The sequence below is a fragment of the Myroides sp. genome, assembly GCF_032073645.1.
GTDB classification, from domain to species: Bacteria; Bacteroidota; Bacteroidia; order Flavobacteriales; family Flavobacteriaceae; genus Flavobacterium; species Flavobacterium odoratimimum.
Window position 1 is genome coordinate 49,815 of record NZ_DAMANB010000004.1, and the last position, 13,825, is coordinate 63,639.

Here is a 13,825-nt window from a genome sequence, read left to right on the forward strand (position 1 = left end):
GGTTCTGTGGCCGAGAGGATAGGCATGACTACGCAATGGTCATTAGATTGGTTCGAATCCAGTCAGAACCTCAATATAAGAGGATAAACAAAAGGTTCTGTGGCCGAGAGGATAGGCATGACTACGCAATAGTCATTAGATTGGTTCGAATCCAGTCGGAACCTCAATATAAGAGGGTAAACAAAAGGTTCTGTGGCCGAGAGGATAGGCATGACTACGCAATGGTCATTAGATTGGTTCGAATCCAGTCAGAACCTCAACTCAGTAATAGAACTTGTTTTGTCAATTAGTGAATTAGTTATGTTGTTACTAGTACAATACTAGTTCTCTAATTATTGAATTTTACTTGTGGAATGAAGATGTATTTACTTAAAAACAGTTTACTAGCATAATCAAAATGATTTTTTCTTTACAACTTTATTATTACTAATCGCAAGTGAAGTTATGTACTTGACTACACTGTTGGGTAGTCAAGTACTCTTTTTAGATAAATATGGTATAGTACTTTATCTATTAAAACAATAATATCAATTTTAAAAATCAATATACTTATGAGAATACACAAAGAAGGAAAAGGATCTATCCTGATAGGAGTATGTACTTTTATCATGGTTAATATATTGTCTTATGAATTGATTAGTCCTCGTTTTTGGTTGTTACAATTAGCTATTTTTATAGTCACATTGATTCTTATAGCATTGGTTATTTCTTTCTTTAGAATCCCGTCAAGAGTGTTGATACAAGACGACAACTTGGTCTTAGCTCCTTGTGATGGAAAAGTGGTTGTAATAGAAGAAGTAGAAGCAGATGAGTATTTTAAAGATAAGCGTATTCAAGTTTCTATTTTTATGAGTGTCTTGAATGTTCATGTCAATAGAAATCCAATAGAAGGGGAGGTGTTATATAGTATGTATCACAAGGGAAAACACCTAGTGGCTTGGCATCCGAAGTCTTCAACAGCTAATGAACGTCATACTGTGGTGTATAAGCATAAAAGTGGAAGAGAGGTCTTGGCTAAACAGATAGCAGGTGCCTTAGCCAATCGTATTGTCAATTATCTTACGATAGGTAAGATTGCTAAACAAAGTGAGGAAATGGGATTTATTAAGTTCGGTTCTAGAGTTGATCTACTATTACCTTTAGATGCTAAGATTAAAGTAAAGTTAGGAGATATCGCTCAGAGTGGTATTACAACTATAGCAGAGTGGGAGTCGTGCTAGAAGTAGGGAGCAAGGAATAGGAGTAGCTTTCCTAGAATTAATCCTATGAGTAAAAGTATGCCAGTGTTTATCTTTTTGAAAAAAAGACTGATAGATAATATAGTGAGAGCGATTATAAAGTCGTTTTTATCCCTAATACTCTCTGAAGTTAGACTAATACAGACAGAAGCAATAAGAGCAATAGAGGTGATGTTCACTGCTTTTAGTATTAGCTGAAAAAGATTAGATCTCTTTAGGTAATGCACGATAGGAGTAATTAACAAAATCAAGAGGAATGAAGGGATAAATACTGCAATAGTAGAAAAAACAGCACCTGACCAACCTCCTATTTGATAACCAACGAAGGTTACTGAAGAAAAGACAGGGCCAGGTGTTATCTGACCTGCTGTAATAGCATCTATGAGTTGAGTTCTTGTCAGTAAACCTTTATGAACTAGTTCTGTTTCAATAAACGAAAATAAGACGTAACCACTTCCGTATAATACACTACCTATCTTTAAAAAGATCCAAAAGAGTTTTATATTCACATCAGCGTGATATCCCGTGTAAGGGATTGCTAATAAGGGGATAAAAGAAGGAAGGTGGTTTCTACTTACTCGGCAGTATGTATAGTATAATAGAGATAAGGCTAAAGTAAGTAATAGTAAGGTCATTTCGCTATACCCAGCTAAAGAAAGTACAAACACTCCACAAGTGAGTATTATCGATTTGGGTTTAGTGATAAATTGAGTCGTTAATTTAAATACAAGTAGAAGGATGATAATAGTGATGGAGGGCTTTAATCCATATAAATAGGTTTCTACTTCAGGAAGTTGTCCATATTGTTTATAAAAATAGGCTAGTATGCAAGTCAGTACTACTGCAGGAAATATGAAGCATATACCAGCGATAAACAGTCCTTTCCAGCCTCTGGTGGTGTAACCAATATGGATGGCAAGCTCTGTACTATTAGGTCCAGGGATTAGATGAGTGATACTAATTAATTCTAGAAATTCCTGTGGATTTAGCCATTTTCTCTTTTCAACTATTTCTCGTTGCATCATTGCAATATGTGCAGCGGGTCCACCAAAGCCTAAGCAACCCAGTTTAAAAAAGACTTTTGCCAATTCCTTTAATCCAATAGTATTGTTTTCCATAATGTACACGCTATAAGAGCAAAGGTGGATAATTTAATAGGAGTTTATCTGGTATATTTGAAAATAGAATGGTATGAGATTAAAGTTTCCTAAAGTTATTTGGTGTATAAGTAGTATGCTTTTTAAAATATTTAGTAAAGTGTGATGCATCTGTAAAATTGAGTTGTAAACTAATTTCATTGATAGAGAAATCTGTGTAGATTAATAATCTCTTTGCTTCTGCAATGATATGTTGCGCTAGTACTGCAGCAGCTGATAGTCCAATGTTTTTTTGGCAACTGGCATTTAGATTTTGAGGGGTGGTATGGAGGAGTTTAGCATAGTGATTTACTTTGTTGATTGGTGTGTGATCTATGTTTAATAAGTGTAGATAAGCACTGTATATACCTGATTTAAGAGGGAGTTGTTCTGTTATCGTAGAATTGCGTATTTTGATAAATAAAGCCTTGAGTAAAGCCTCTTGAGCAGTTTGATCTTCTTCTGTAAGTAGTAAGGCAAAGAGGAGATCAATGTTAGTATCTTCAGGTAAGTCTATTTGAGTCAGTTGGGTAATATCAAAAAAGAATTGTTTTAAAGTGCTGTCCATACACTGTAAAAAGAAGTCTCGTTTAATTAAAATTACATATCCAAAGGGTTCTGAAGTTATGTTCCAATAGTGAACTTGCTCCTTTTTTATGATAAATAGGTTGTGTGTACTAAGCCGGTATTGTTGTTCATCTATACAGTGGTATCCTGTTGTATTCTTTAGATATATGAGTTCAAAATAACCTTGGTGTTTATGCGGTTTTGTCGTTCTGATTTCTTTTTTAAATATGGCTATTTTGATTAATTTTTGTTCTTCTATTTTATTGTTGATTGGAATACTCATTTTGTGTTTACTTAGGTAATACAAGTATAATGAAAAAAACCTCTTTCTATTGGTTAGAAAGAGGTGAGTATAGTGAATTTCTTTTATTCTTATTTTACAAACTTATAGTAGCGTGCTCCTATTAGATGAGGTATTGCCGACTCGATATAGTCTATTACAAATTCATTATTAGCAGGCTGTATTGGTGTTTTTTGCTCTTTCTTATGAAGGGCGATATAAGTACTGAAGTCTATTGCTGTTGACTGTTTTAAAGTTTCGAAGATAGATACTTTAGGCATACCTTCTTGCCATGTACTTTGTACTTCGGCTTCGAATACTTTAGATTTAGATCCTGAACCATAAGCAATAAATCCTAGTGTAGTATCTACTAAACTTTCTTTTGTATCGTTAAAGTGAGATAGAGTAGATAGCAAACCTAAGAATATAGACCCTGTATAGATATTACCTACTTCACCAGAAGCTATCTCTGATGGGGCAATCTTATTATTAACCAATTCCATATACGCTTCTGACTTAGCAAATGCTTTGATCTGATCTTTTGCATCAGCAGCTGTTCTGTCTACTAGTTCAGGGTTCTCTTGTAATACTATTTCATGGAAAGTTCTACGTCCTTGGAAGCAATAAGGTAAATGCATTAGTACAGCCTTCCAATCTTGGTATACTTTCTGGTCTTTTTTATTGTTTAACTCTTTGAAGTGAGTGTACGCTTCTGTGATTCTATTGATATAGCATTCGTTAGAGTATTGTCCTTCGAATACAGGTTGATCTTTGTGTATAGAGATTTCTGCTTCTTCTATACCATGCCATGCCTCATTAGTAGAGTTTCCTGTGATGCTTTTTTTCTCTATCGAACGATGAGGTTTAAAGAAGTCAAATACACTTTCTGTAGCTACTCCAGTCTGCCCTGTGAAAGCTAACATACGAGGATTAGCACTAATTAATAAAGCTATAGCACCTGCACCTTGAGTGTATTCTCCTGTAGAAGCTAAGTCATACTTAGCGTAGTCTGTTGCGATAACAATAGCCTTCTTTGTCGGATTAGCTTTTATAAAGTCAATAGCATTCTGCATAGCATCTACTGCACCTATACAAGCGAAAGTATGATCTACAGCATCACAATTCCTAAAAGTACCTTGTCCATAGATTTGCTCTAATAATCCTAAGGTATAAGAAGCAATAGGTTTAGAGTTGTCTAATCCGCTCTCTGTACCTACGTATATTTTAGCAATGTCTTGAGGAGCGATAGCAGTATTGTCTTGTAGTAAGCTATACGCAGCATTAGCAGCCATTGTGATTACATCTTGGTAAGTATCTAATAAGGCCATCTTTTGTAAACCAAGCCCCTTAGTTAATTTGAGAGGTTCGATATTTCGCTCGATAGCTAATGTTTCTATAGGTAAGTGAATTTTAGGGATAAAGTATGCAATACTATCTATTCCGACTTTCATAATCTTTACTAATTTAAATGAAGGGTAAAATTAAAGTCATTTGTTAGAAATAACTAACTAAATTGAATAAAATTTATGTAATAATGCTATGTTATTGGTTTAATGTTATTAATACATGGTTTTTCTATTTATAAAAGATTATAGTATTTTTACGATATAGTTAATTTAGAAGAGATGAACAATTTATTCAATTTTGAAACAAATGTTAGCAATATTATCTTGAAGCGCGGATTTGAGTATTATGAGCAAGGGATGGTGAAGGATATTACTAAACTAGGTGATTATATCTACGAGGGTGAAGTAGAGGGGAATGATGATTATACTGTTGTTATAGAATTAGATAAATCACAGAGTATCAAAGATTATAATTGTGACTGTCCTTATGATGGAGCTGTCTGTAAACATGTTGTTGCTGTATTGTATCAATTGAGAGATGATATGACAATAGAGGTTGTACCAAAGAAAACAAAGAAGGTAAAAAGGATGAGTTTTAAAGATTTAGTCGAACAATTAAGCATAGAAGATTTAAGAGAGTTTATTTTTATAAGTGCAAAAAAAGACGCAAGACTAAAAGTGTCTTTAGAAGCTTATTTTGTAGATAGGGATGATACAGTCGATATAAAAGAGAAGTATAAAGAGGTTTTTAGAAAAATAATTAAACAGCATACTTCACGAGGTTTTGTCAGTTATACAGAAACAAAAAAATTAAGTAAAGAATTAGAAATATACTTAGGTAGAGTAAATGAACTTATAGCTGAAAGAAATTATAGAGATGCGTGTAGTATAATACAAATATTTATAGAAGAAGCTATTGATGTGATTACCTTTTCTGATGATAGTAATGGATATTTTAGTGATTTAATCTTTAAAGCTATTGAAATATTGGATAGTATCATAGAAGCAGATATAACTATTGAGTTTAAAGAGTCTTTAATTTCATTCTTTGAAGAGGAATTAGCAAAAGAGGTTTATTTTGATTACGGAGATTTTGGTTATGAGTTATTAGGTTCTTTCGAATTATTGTGTTTGAAGATATTTAAGGAAGAATTTTACCTCACATTTTTAGATAAAAAGATAAAAGAAAGTAATTCTGAGGAATATAGAATAAGACATTTTACTAACGTTAGATTATCCTTTTTAGGAAAAATAGGAAGAGAAGAACAGTTGAATCAAGAGATGTTGGATAATATATCTATTCCAGAAGTTAGAAGAAACTTAGTTCAACGAGAGATGATGCATGGAGAGTATGAGAAAGCAAAAATATTACTTATTGAAGGAATAAAAATAGCAGAAGAATTAAAACATCCCGGAACTGTTAACCAATGGGAACTTATCTTATTAGAGATTGCAGAATCAGAAAAAGATGTTGAACGTATGCGTTATTTCTACAATAAACAAGTCTTTTTTGGTTGGCAAATCAATAAAACCTATTATAGTAAGTTAAAAGCAACATTTACAAAAGAAGAATGGACAGTAATCATCGAAGAAAAAATAGACAGTTTAATCAGTGAAGCTAAGAGTAAAGTGAAACAACACAGTATGTTTAATAGTAATCCATATGATGGTTTAGTTAATTCAGTAGGTGTTCTATATTCTTTAGAGGGGTATGTAGATAGGTTATTTGACTTGTTAAAAAAAGTAAGTAGATTAGATTTAGTATTGCCTTATCTAAAATACATTAAAAAAGAGTATACTGTTGATGTAATATTTGATGTTTTAAGACCTCTCATTGTTTTAGAAGCAGATAGAGCTAATAATCGTTCAGATTATAAGAATATTGGTAATCTATTAATTTCTCTTAAAAAAGAGTTTCCGCAAGCTGTAGGAATTATTGATTCTATAGTAGATGAGATGAAGAAGAAGTATCCTAAGAGACCTGCTATGCTAGATGAGTTTAATAAAGTTTAGAGTATTGAGATTTTATGTAGTAGAACCCACTTAAATACCCTAATTTTGCATGAAATATAAAGATAATGAAAGAAGCAAAGAAAACGCAGAAGAAACTACACCCACGTAATAAACATCAGGATTTATATGACTTTGATAAGTTAAAACAAGTGGTGCCTGAGTTGGCAACTTTTATTATCAAGAACCCGTCAGGGGTAGATACAATTGACTTTGCAAAACCTGAAGCAGTGGTTTTATTGAATAAAGCCATACTGATGAAGGACTATAAGATGACGTATTGGGAAATGCCTAAGACGAATCTATGTCCACCTATCCCTGGGAGAGCTGATTATATCCACTATATAGCAGATCTACTGGCAGAGGGGAACAATGGAAAAGTACCTACAGGAAAGGGAGTAAAGATATTAGATCTTGGAATAGGAGCTAATGTGATATATCCTATTATAGGTGTGGCTGAGTATGGATGGGAATTTGTGGGGTCTGAAGTAGATGTAGTGTCTGTAAAGACAGCTAGTCATATCGTAGAGCACAACCCTCATCTAAAGAGTCATATCAGTATCCGTCAGCAACCTACTAAGCGAAATATATTAAAGAATATAATAGGAGAGAAGGAATACTTCGATGTGGTGATTTGTAACCCTCCTTTCTTTAAGTCAAGAGCTGAGGTGTTGGCGAAGACAACACAGAAGTTGAGAAACCTAGGTAAAGAAGTGGTGGGTAAACCAGTACAGAACTTCAGTGGGCAGAACAATGAGTTGTGGTGTGATGGTGGAGAACTTGCCTTTATCACTAATTACATTTATGAGAGTAAGCATTTTAAAAGACAGGCAGTATGGTTCACCACTTTAGTGTCTAATAAAGATAACCTTAAACCTCTGCAATCACTATTAAAACGAAGTGAAACTAAAGAGGTTCGTATTATAAATATGGAACAAGGGAATAAGATAAGCCGCATTTTGGCGTGGAGGTATTAATAACAAAGGATGCTGTATCAGCATCCTTTGTTATTTTATTTATTCATTATCATCTCTCTTACTTCCATTAAGGCAAAACCGAGTAAGTTCAATCCATTCCATTTGACAGGAATATTTATTTTTTCATTATCTGCTGCTAATCCTACTCCCCATATCGTATCTACTGGACTAGCTTCTACTAGTACTCTTTTTTTAGTATTGATTAGAAAGGTTTGAAGTTCTTTGTTTTGAGTAAATTTATGATAGTTACCTTCTACCACGATACGATAACGATTAGTTACCCAAATATCTTCTCGAAAACCTCGTACTTCTCTTCCTAATGCTTTCATCTCCATAGGGCTTTTGGCATTCATAATGCGCTTATAGATTTCGTGATCATTGAACAATAGTGCTTTTTGTGCCATCATCCAATGCTCTGTAGAAGCATAAGACTGTCCATTGACCTCAAATCGACTAGGCCACCATTGGCTAAAACATGCTGCTGTTATCTCTCTACTTTTGCTTTTTTGATGTCCCCAAAAGAAGATGTACTTTGATTTCTTTCCACTTTGGTACTCTTTTATATGTTTCTCTAGGCTATACTGTTGTTCAAACTCCATTGTTATTCTGAATTATGCTGTGCAAAAATAAAGAATCCTATTCTTTATTAAATTGTTTATTTTAGCCGCAATCCAATCAACTAATTATTAAAAAATGAAATTAAAGAAAGTAGTACAGTATTTTGCGATATGTACTTTATTGATGAGCTTTTTAGTAGCTTGTAGTAGTGATGATAATTCGTCTATCACAAGAGAAAATAAGCGTGTAAAAGTAGAATCTTATACCCTGATGAAACCCATAGAGCCTTTTAAAGGGCAAGATGTGGAGCATTTAATATTATATACCATGTCTGGTGAGATTTTAGATTATACACCGTCTATAGAAGGATTTAACTACGAAGAAGGTTATATGTATGTATTAGATATTACAAGAACTCACAATAAAGAATTGATGGATAGTAATTTTGAATATGTGTTAGTCAAATTAATTTCTAAAGAGAAAAAAGAATAAATAAGTGTATATAGATATACTAGTAAGGATGCCGCAGAGCATCCTTTTTTTGTTCAGTTAACTTTTTTGTTAGGAGTACTCTTTTCGCTATTAAAATAAAGAAAACAATATTTTCGCTACGGTATAGTTTTTGTTATTTTAAAAGTTAAATTTACTTCAACTTTTATAGATTGTTTTTATGCGATTTTATATGATGAACATTCGTTTGTTTATACTATTGACAGCCCTTATTATGGGTGGGTCTACTTGGGCTAAAAATAAGAAGCCCTCTTCTAAAACTCCTGAACCAGTCGAGACTGTTCGTACTGTTGTCGTAGTGATGGAGAAAACACCAGTGATTAACTTTAATGATACTTTATTTAATGTTTATGGTAATATAGGTTCTTTTACTTCTAAGCAACGTGCTAAATCAATAGAAGGAAAGATCGCTATGTTAGCTGAGGATTATTTATTCGAAGGAGATTCTATCAAATTAGCTGATACTGGAAACTATCTTAATCTGATGTATCAAAATGAGATACTGATGAGTGTGGATAGTATACAAGCCGCACAAGAAAGCAAAAGTAAATTAGAAGCTGCACAGTACTATAAAAAGCAGATTATCTCTGCTGTAGAATTACAACAACACAATACGAGTTGGCAACAAATCTTAATACAAGTAGCAGGGACAATAGCTATTATCATCGTAGAATATTTTATTCTTAAAGGGATACGATATATTTATAGACGCTGTAAAGTGGCTATCTGGAAGCAGAGAGGGAAGAGAATTAAAGGAATCTTTGGAATCATAGATGATCAAAGAGCTATGCTGACAACTATATCAATAGCGAAAGTTATTAAGCTAATCGTGGTGTTGATATTCTTATATATTGGGTTGTTAGCTATATTTAAATTATTTCCTTATACAAAACATATTTCTGATCAATTGTTAGAATATGTATTGACTCCTTTAAAATCAGTAGGAAAAAGTATTAAGGCTTATATGCCCAAGCTGTTTACTATTATCGTTATTGTTGCAATATTTAAGTATGTGCAGAAGTTCGTTAGATCTTTAGCAGAAAAGATAGCTACTAACAAGATTACGATTAAAGGGTTCTATCCTGATTGGGCTTTTCCTACTTATAATTTGATCAGTGGATTGCTATTTATCTTTATGTTTATTTTGATATTCCCTTATCTGCCTAATTCTGATTCTCAGATATTCCAAGGGGTATCTGTATTTGCAGGTATTATGTTATCTCTAGGGTCTACATCTGTTATAGGAAACTTGGTAGCAGGTTTAGTAATTACTTATATGAGACCTTTTAAATTAGGAGATCGTATTAAGTTAGGTGAGTTCACTGGGGATGTGTTAGAAAAGACAGCGTTAGTGACGAGAATTAAGACACCTAAAAATGAAGTGATCACAATTCCGAACTCTAATATCATGTCCGCTCAAACGGTTAATTATACGCAGTCAGCTAAAGAGCATGGGTTGATTCTTTATTTGACAATAGGGGCTGGTTATCATGTACCATGGCAAAAAGTTCATGAGATGTTATACGAGGTGGCAAATAGAACAGAACATGTATTAAAACGCCAGAAACCATTTATCTTACAAGATCAGTTTAGGGATTTTTATGTTGACTATCAATTGAATGTATATATCAAAGAGGCGAAGTTATCAGCAAAGGTATATTCTGATTTGCGTCAACATGCACAAGATGTTTTTGCAGAAAATAATATTGAGATGGTCGCTCCACATTATAGTGTAAATAGAGTGGTAGATGGAGAAGACTCTACAGTTCCACCAAAGTATGTGAAGGAACAACCAGAAACAAAGAATTAAAAGTAAATGATAGATAAGAGCACTGAGATAATTATTTCGGTGCTTTTGTTTTTTATAAGTGTGTTTAGAGGGGATTAGGTAGTGTTTTTGTATATTCGTTAGATAAAGTATAAGCAACTATGGAAGATATGAAAGTAGCAATAATAGGAGCAGGTATAGCCGGGCTGACTATGGGAATAGCTTTAAAAAAGGCTAATATTCCTTTTGTTATCTATGAGTCTACAGAGAAAATTAAACCTGTAGGAGCGGGGATTGCTATCGCTAATAATGCCATGCAGGTTTATCGACACTTAGGCGTATCTGATCAATTAACTCAAAGAGGTACACGTATCTCTAAAGTGAGATTAACGGATATGAATTTGAATATACTGACACAATCAGATTTGATTGCTTTTGAACAGAAATATCAGTTGGTTAATATTGCAATACATAGAAGCGATTTGCACCATGTTTTGTTAGAAGAGGTGGGAATGGAGCATGTTGTATTAAATAAGCGCTTAGAGGATGTTAGTTTGGATGCAGAAGGATTTTACACACTTCGTTTTACAGATGGAAGTACTGCGACTCATGAATATGTAGTAGGTGCTGATGGTATTCGATCTCAAGTGAGACAAAAGATATTTGGTGATTATCCTTTGAGAGATGCTAAGCAGGTATGTTGGCGTGGTGTATTAGATATAGATTTATCTACGGATTATGACCATATAGCATTAGAAGGATGGGGAAGGGGAGAACGCTTTGGTTTTGTCAAACTAGAAGGAAAGCAGGTATATTGGTATTTTCTAGTCAACGAGGATAAGTATCTTAAAAATCAAGATCTTTCTATTCTTATTAAAGATTGTAGTCCGTTAGTTAAGGATATGATTATGCAGACTGCTGAGGCTGATATCTTTTTAAATAAGATATATGATTTGCCTCTTATCCAGGAGTGGTCTAAGGATAAAGTGTGTATCATAGGAGATGCTGCTCATGCTACTACACCGAATCTTGGACAAGGTGCTTGTCAAGCGATAGAGGATGTATATATTATCAGCAAACTATTAGAGAAGCATTCTTTAGTCGATGCTTTTCATAAATTTACTTCTATTCGCCGTGAGAAGGTAACTCAGATTGTTCGTGATAGTTGGCGTATGGGACAAGTATCCCAGTTTAGTAATCCACTCATCACTTCTGTTCGAAATATGGCTTTTCGATTTGCTCCTTCTTTCTTAAAAGATAAACAGATCAGCATGATGTTTGAATTACAAGAGGTATAAAAGCGTTATAGGATGTATAACGCTTTTAGTTTTTTTACTTACCGATACAATTGTAAATAGTCAAAGACAAACTTATTTCGGACGTTTTATTAACGGCTAAATGGGAATCAGCCTTTAAAGACATTGAAGAGAACAAAACTGATATGGAAGATTTTCATAGGCAGATAGAAGATTATACTTCAGAGATAACAAATGAGCTTCTATCCATTAAATCAAGCAATGAAATAGATCATTTATCTTGTCTAAAGTGTAAACAACATACACTTCAACTAAGAGAGAAGGTGGTCAAATGTTTAAATACGGATTGTAATTGGATCTTGTTTAAAGAGGTGTGTGGAGTTAAACTCTTAGTTGAGGATATTGCTGATTTACTTGAACAAGGGGAAACCAAACTGCAAAAAGGACTAATTAGTAAAGCAGGTAAGAAGTATGATGCTTACCTTATTTTAAAAGAAGACTATACAACAGGGTTTGAATTTAGTACTAATAAGAATAAATAGGATTAAAATAATAGAAGCTACCTCAACAAATAGGTGGCTTTTATTATTAAATGAGCTTTTGAGAAAGTATAAATGAGCTTTACAACAAAATAGTTCATTGGATGTTGTGTATCTTTATAAATAGTAAAATAAAGAAAAATGAAAGTAAGTAACGCTTTACAAACCATTAGTTATTCAGGTATATTTCTTTCTTGTTATACAGATAACAATGAGAAGTGTATTCATGCCACACCAGAGCATGTACTTGTTTATGTATATTCAGGAGAGCAAATTATAGAAGATAGAAATAAGAAAATAAGAGTTCATGCGGGAGAGTGTGTTTTTATAAGACGCAATCATCAGTTAACGATGTATAAAAATAGTAAAGGAAAAGAGAACTATAAAGGGATTTCGCTAACCTTTAACCGAAATGTACTTAGGGAGTTTTATAGTAAATTAAAAAAGAGTGATCTTCCTAAAGATATTACTATATCAGACAAGAACGTATTTCTTATTGAACAAAAAGTAGATATAACAAGTTTGTTTGAATCACTAACCCCTTATTTCAATGAGAAAGTAAAGCCTTCTGAACATGTGGTGCACTTAAAGTTACTAGAGGGGATTTATGCTTTACTGAATAACTCAGAGATATTTTATCCTTTGTTATTTGATTTTACTCAGCCTTGGAAAATTGATATTTTAGAGTTTCTAAAAGACCACTATATGGATGAATTAAGTATAGAAGAGATTGCTTCTTATACAGGTCGAAGTTTAGCTACTTTTAAAAGAGACTTTAAAAAGATAAGTAATCTTACACCTCAAAAATGGATTATTCAAAAACGATTAGAAACAGCTTATTTAAAATTAAAAGAAGAAAGAGGTAAAGTTCAGGATATTTATTTAGAAGTAGGTTTTAAAAACTCGTCTCATTTTTCTACAGCTTTTAAAAAGCAATATGGAGTTTCTCCAACTGAAGTATAAATTAAAAAATGAGCTTGAGAGTAATGTAAAATGAGCTTTGTAGTAAAACCTTTATTCTTTATCAGCTTTAATTTTACCAAAAATAAATCAAGTATATGTTAGAGAATAATAATGATGTTTTTAAAAGATTACGTAGTGGAGAAACTATCAAGTCAGATGATCTTCAATGGAATAAAATAACAGAGGAATGTTATATCACTAAAGATTTAGTACTCAAGTTGAATAACTGTCTTGATCCCATTGAAAAAAGAAAACTGCTAAGTGAGATTACAAATCTCCCAATAGAAGATACAGTAGAGATATTTACTCCCTTTTATATTAATTATGGAAAGAACACAAAATTAGGAAAGAATGTTTTTATCAATTTTGATTGTGTTTTCCTTGATTTGGGAGGAATAACAATAGAGGATAATGTTCTTATTGCGCCTAAGGTTAGTTTGTTATCTGAGGGGCATCCAGTTAATCCTAAGGATAGAAGTTCACTAGTACCATCGCCAATTCATATTAAAAAAGGAGCATGGATTGGAGCAAATGCAACGATATTACCAGGGGTAACAATTGGCGAGAATGCTATTGTAGCTGCAGGAGCAGTAGTTTCTAAAGATGTTGCAGACAATACTATTGTAGGGGGAATACCTGCAAAAATTATAAAAACCTTTTAAAGCTATATTAATTAA

13 protein-coding genes and 3 tRNA genes are annotated in these 13,825 nt (G+C 33.0%); 12 read left to right on the forward strand and 4 right to left on the reverse strand.

Going from position 1 to position 13,825, the window contains the following annotated elements:
• The 4 genes from RT228_RS04200 (at window position 1) to RT228_RS04215 (ending at window position 1,220) form a co-directional block, all read left to right on the forward strand.
• Window positions 1-71 (forward strand) — tRNA-Cys (locus tag RT228_RS04200).
• A 22-nt stretch (window positions 72-93) separates the two neighbouring features.
• Window positions 94-164, forward strand: a tRNA-Cys gene (locus RT228_RS04205).
• Between the two features lie 22 nt (window positions 165-186).
• Window positions 187-257 (forward strand) — tRNA-Cys (locus RT228_RS04210).
• Window positions 258-551: 294 nt separating this feature from the next.
• The gene (locus RT228_RS04215; protein WP_006259251.1) at window positions 552-1,220 is read left to right on the forward strand and encodes a phosphatidylserine decarboxylase family protein; all 669 of its coding nucleotides are present in this window, start codon (window positions 552-554) and stop codon (window positions 1,218-1,220) included.
• Here RT228_RS04215 and chrA read toward each other — a convergent pair.
• The 3 genes from chrA to RT228_RS04230 form a co-directional block, all read right to left on the reverse strand.
• Window positions 1,217-2,356: a chromate efflux transporter gene (gene chrA / locus RT228_RS04220; RefSeq protein ID WP_006259250.1), complete on the reverse strand. Its 1,140-nt coding sequence runs from the start codon at window positions 2,354-2,356 to the stop codon at window positions 1,217-1,219. The genes RT228_RS04215 and chrA overlap by 4 nt on opposite strands.
• A gap of 79 nt (window positions 2,357-2,435) precedes the next feature.
• Window positions 2,436-3,224, reverse strand: coding sequence for an AraC family transcriptional regulator (locus tag RT228_RS04225; protein ID WP_131540772.1), 789 nt, complete (start codon window positions 3,222-3,224; stop codon window positions 2,436-2,438).
• 89 nt (window positions 3,225-3,313) lie between these two features.
• Entirely contained in the window at window positions 3,314-4,672 is a 1,359-nt protein-coding gene (locus RT228_RS04230) for a hydroxymethylglutaryl-CoA synthase family protein (RefSeq protein WP_131540773.1), read from the reverse strand.
• A 174-nt stretch (window positions 4,673-4,846) separates the two neighbouring features.
• On the opposite strand from RT228_RS04230, the gene RT228_RS04235 reads away from it, so the two are divergent.
• Window positions 4,847-6,580, forward strand: a complete 1,734-nt coding sequence (locus RT228_RS04235; protein WP_286406995.1) for an SWIM zinc finger domain-containing protein — start codon at window positions 4,847-4,849, stop codon at window positions 6,578-6,580.
• Window positions 6,581-6,645: 65 nt separating this feature from the next.
• Window positions 6,646-7,554 carry a 23S rRNA (adenine(1618)-N(6))-methyltransferase RlmF gene (gene rlmF, locus RT228_RS04240; protein ID WP_006259246.1) on the forward strand — a complete coding sequence of 303 codons (909 nt, stop codon included), beginning with the start codon at window positions 6,646-6,648 and terminating at the stop codon, window positions 7,552-7,554.
• A 35-nt stretch (window positions 7,555-7,589) separates the two neighbouring features.
• Here the strand turns inward: rlmF and RT228_RS04245 are convergent, their stop codons facing one another.
• Window positions 7,590-8,153: an NADAR family protein gene (locus RT228_RS04245; RefSeq protein ID WP_313138478.1), complete on the reverse strand. Its 564-nt coding sequence runs from the start codon at window positions 8,151-8,153 to the stop codon at window positions 7,590-7,592.
• Window positions 8,154-8,247: 94 nt separating this feature from the next.
• Here RT228_RS04245 and RT228_RS04250 point away from each other — a divergent pair, with 94 nt between their 5' ends.
• The 6 genes from RT228_RS04250 (at window position 8,248) to RT228_RS04275 (ending at window position 13,810) form a co-directional block, all read left to right on the forward strand.
• Window positions 8,248-8,604, forward strand: a complete 357-nt coding sequence (locus RT228_RS04250; protein ID WP_016649584.1) for a DUF4377 domain-containing protein — start codon at window positions 8,248-8,250, stop codon at window positions 8,602-8,604.
• 178 nt (window positions 8,605-8,782) lie between these two features.
• The gene (locus RT228_RS04255; protein ID WP_006263297.1) at window positions 8,783-10,432 is read left to right on the forward strand and encodes a mechanosensitive ion channel family protein; all 1,650 of its coding nucleotides are present in this window, start codon (window positions 8,783-8,785) and stop codon (window positions 10,430-10,432) included.
• 128 nt (window positions 10,433-10,560) lie between these two features.
• Complete coding sequence (locus tag RT228_RS04260; RefSeq protein ID WP_286399722.1) at window positions 10,561-11,688, forward strand: FAD-dependent monooxygenase; 1,128 nt, start codon at window positions 10,561-10,563, stop codon at window positions 11,686-11,688.
• Window positions 11,689-11,831: 143 nt separating this feature from the next.
• A complete protein-coding gene (locus tag RT228_RS04265) occupies window positions 11,832-12,188 on the forward strand; it encodes a topoisomerase C-terminal repeat-containing protein (protein ID WP_006259241.1) in 357 nt (118 codons plus the stop codon).
• A 138-nt stretch (window positions 12,189-12,326) separates the two neighbouring features.
• The gene (locus tag RT228_RS04270) at window positions 12,327-13,148 is read left to right on the forward strand and encodes a helix-turn-helix domain-containing protein (protein WP_006259240.1); all 822 of its coding nucleotides are present in this window, start codon (window positions 12,327-12,329) and stop codon (window positions 13,146-13,148) included.
• 95 nt (window positions 13,149-13,243) lie between these two features.
• Window positions 13,244-13,810 (forward strand): sugar O-acetyltransferase, encoded by a 567-nt coding sequence (locus RT228_RS04275; protein WP_006259239.1) that lies wholly within the window; start codon window positions 13,244-13,246, stop codon window positions 13,808-13,810.
• Window positions 13,811-13,825 lie beyond the last annotated feature (15 nt).